At 51.5% G+C, this 3,157-nt stretch carries 3 protein-coding genes; 2 read left to right on the top strand and 1 reads right to left on the bottom strand.

Going from position 1 to position 3,157, the window contains the following annotated elements:
* Window positions 1–560: 560 nt before the first annotated feature.
* Window positions 561–1,106: a SecY-interacting protein gene (gene syd, locus FDW87_RS00570; RefSeq protein ID WP_016157357.1), complete on the bottom strand. Its 546-nt coding sequence runs from the start codon at window positions 1,104–1,106 to the stop codon at window positions 561–563.
* A gap of 68 nt (window positions 1,107–1,174) precedes the next feature.
* Here syd and queF point away from each other — a divergent pair, with 68 nt between their 5' ends.
* Both queF and ppnN read left to right on the top strand, forming a co-directional pair.
* Window positions 1,175–2,023, top strand: a complete 849-nt coding sequence (queF, locus tag FDW87_RS00575) for an NADPH-dependent 7-cyano-7-deazaguanine reductase QueF (RefSeq protein ID WP_016154246.1) — start codon at window positions 1,175–1,177, stop codon at window positions 2,021–2,023.
* A gap of 113 nt (window positions 2,024–2,136) precedes the next feature.
* Window positions 2,137–3,157, top strand: a 1,021-nt coding sequence (gene ppnN / locus FDW87_RS00580) for a nucleotide 5'-monophosphate nucleosidase PpnN (RefSeq protein WP_137379357.1), incomplete at its 3' end; no start/stop codon positions are given.

The following is a 3,157-nucleotide window of genomic DNA, read 5'->3' on the forward strand; positions in this document are numbered from 1 at the left end:
ACTGTAAAAACAGTGCTCCCGGTTCGTTTCGCAGCGTTCCAGCTACTTTTAGTGCTCCCTGCTCATCCGTGACAACTTTTCCTATGGTCTTGCGACCTTGTTCATCCTGAACTTGTGCATCCTGCTCACATCACCCCGATGTGAAAACTTCATCCTGAAGTGTCCTGGCCATCCTGACCCGCCGAACATCCTGACCGGCTCTCATTCTCCATCCTGGAGGTGTCCCTTAACGCATCCAGCGCTTTCCGCTTCGCTTCATCCTGAAGCCTGTCCTTGTAACACCGTCCTGGTGTGTCCTGCCGAAGAGCCATCATCCTGATGTTCTCTTCGTTGTGCGACTCCTTGTCGACAGATATAGAATCGCCTGTTTCGCCTTGTCTTACAAGATGCTTACAGACACTCCCTTAAGATTATTTTCGTATGAAAGTTGACAATAAAAAATTAACTTTATGAATAATAAGGAATAATTATTTTATCCGTTCATTAAGTCTTTACTTATCACCTGGCAATGTCCTACAGGGTTTGTAAGAGATCTCTCACAAGGTTCAGGGCAATCTGGATTACAGAACTGGCTTAAGCTGAGTGAGAAATTCCGCAAGTGAGTCCGCCAGCACCGTTCGTTTACGGGTTCCCAGCGTTTCTTTGCACACTTCACCGGAGAGATTGCACACCGAAATGACGTCAAGCTCATTGTCCTGGGTGGCAATAAAAAGCGTAGGCGACAGCTTGAGGCGCTTTTGCGTAACCAGGTGACCAATCAGGTTTTCCTGAACGCGCCTGAAGTCGTCTTCGCTCCAGGTTTGCAGCAGCGTTAGCTTTTCATCCGCAAACTGCGCGTGCATGTCCCCGGCAAACTGGGTGGTGTAAAAAGCGTGAACGGCTGGTTGTATCACGATATCAAAGGCGCGTTCAACCGCATTGAGGTTTTTTTCGCCGACAAAAGGCTGAGGTTGCCAGAATACCGCATCGTCTGTGGAAGAAATGATGCACGGAGAAGGTACGCCATACAGCTCTTCGCTGAGGGGCCAGCTGTTGTTTTTTTCGTACCATGCGTCGCAATAACGTGTCGTAAAGGCTGTCAACGCCTGCGCTGTCAATTCGTCCACTGATTTCTCTCTTCACAAAAGCCAGGATACACTTGTCGCATAGTGTATCTGGTTTATGACGGTGAAACATGTCCTCTTATGAAAATCATCAGGCGCTTGACGGCCTGACTCTTGGTAAATCAACAGATTACCGTGACAATTACGATGCCAGCCTGCTGCAGGGCGTTCCACGCAGCCTGAACCGCGACCCGCTGGATTTACAGGCCGATAATCTGCCTTTTCACGGTGCCGATATCTGGACGCTATATGAACTGTCTTGGCTGAATGCCAACGGTTTACCGCAGGTAGCGGTCGGTCATGTAGAACTGGATTACACCAGCGTAAATCTGATCGAATCGAAAAGCTTTAAGCTTTACCTGAACAGTTTTAACCAGACGCGTTTTGATTCCTGGGATGCGGTACGCCAGACGCTGGAAAACGATCTGCGCGCTTGTGCTCAGGGTGATGTCAGCGTAGCGCTGTACCGTCTTGACGAACTGGAAGGACAACCGATAGCCCACTTTAACGGCACCTGTATCGACAATCAGGATATCGTCATCGATAACTACCAGTTCAGCACAGAGTATCTGGAAAATGCCGTTGGCGGTGAAAAAGCGGTGGAAGAGACGCTGGTCAGCCATCTGCTGAAGTCTAACTGCTTGATCACCCACCAGCCGGACTGGGGCTCCATACAGATTCAGTATCGCGGACGGAAAATCGATCGCGAGAAGCTGCTGCGTTATCTGGTCTCCTTCCGTCACCATAATGAGTTTCACGAGCAGTGCGTGGAACGCATTTTCAATGACATTCTGCGCTTCTGCCAACCGGAGAAACTGAGCGTTTACGCGCGCTACACGCGACGTGGCGGCCTGGACATTAACCCATGGCGCACCAACACCGATTTCACCCCAGCAACGGGGCGCCTGGTACGTCAGTAATCTTTTTTCTCAATTTTGCGTGCCGGATTCCGCGCGCAAGGTTGTGAAAGGTCATAAGCCAGGGCTATTGTAATCAACAGGGAATGACGTGTTGCGTCCCATAAGGAGTTTACTTGATTACACATATTAGCCCGCTTGGCTCAATGGACATGTTGTCGCAACTGGAAGTCGATATGCTTAAACGCACGGCCAGCAGCGACCTGTATCAACTGTTTCGTAACTGTTCGCTTGCCGTTCTGAACTCCGGCAGTTTGACCGACAACAGCAAAGAGCTGCTGTCACGCTTTGAAAGTTTCGACATTAACGTGCTGCGCCGCGAACGGGGCGTGAAGCTGGAACTGATCAACCCACCTGAAGATGCGTTTGTTGATGGACGCATTATTCGCGCACTGCAGGCCAACCTGTTTGCCGTGCTGCGCGACATTCTGTTCGTCAATGGCCAGATCCATAACGCCGGTCGCTTTCAGCATCTGGATCTTGAAAGCTCGGTGCATATTACCAACCTGGTATTCTCGATCCTGCGCAATGCCCGGGCGCTACACGTGGGTGAAGCGCCGAACATGGTCGTCTGCTGGGGGGGTCACTCAATCAACGAAAACGAGTACCTGTACGCCCGTCGCGTTGGTACCCAGTTGGGCCTGCGCGAACTGAACATCTGTACCGGCTGTGGTCCGGGGGCGATGGAAGCGCCAATGAAAGGCGCTGCGGTCGGTCACGCCCAGCAACGATACAAAGACAGCCGCTTTATCGGTATGACCGAACCGTCAATCATTGCCGCTGAGCCGCCTAACCCGCTGGTTAACGAACTGATCATCATGCCGGACATTGAAAAACGTCTGGAAGCGTTCGTACGTATCGCCCACGGTATAATCATCTTCCCAGGCGGCGTAGGGACAGCAGAAGAGCTGCTGTATCTGCTGGGGATCCTGATGAACCCGGCCAACAAAGATCAGGTTTTACCGCTGATCCTGACTGGACCAAAAGAGAGCGCCGATTACTTCCGCGTGCTGGACGAATTTATCGTGCACACGCTGGGGGAAGATGCGCGTCGCCACTATCGCATTATCATAGACGATGCAGCAGAAGTGGCTCGTCTGATGAAAAAAGCGATGCCGCTGGTGAAAGAGAACCGCC

It is taken from the genome of Citrobacter sp. wls826 (assembly GCF_005281245.1).
Classification (GTDB): Bacteria; Pseudomonadota; Gammaproteobacteria; order Enterobacterales; family Enterobacteriaceae; genus Citrobacter; species Citrobacter braakii.

What these genes read in the sequence shown, in the direction of transcription:
- queF (WP_016154246.1), top strand. Translation starts at nt 1,175, where the DNA reads ATGTCCTCTTATGAAAATCATCAGGCGCTTGACGGCCTGACTCTTGGT.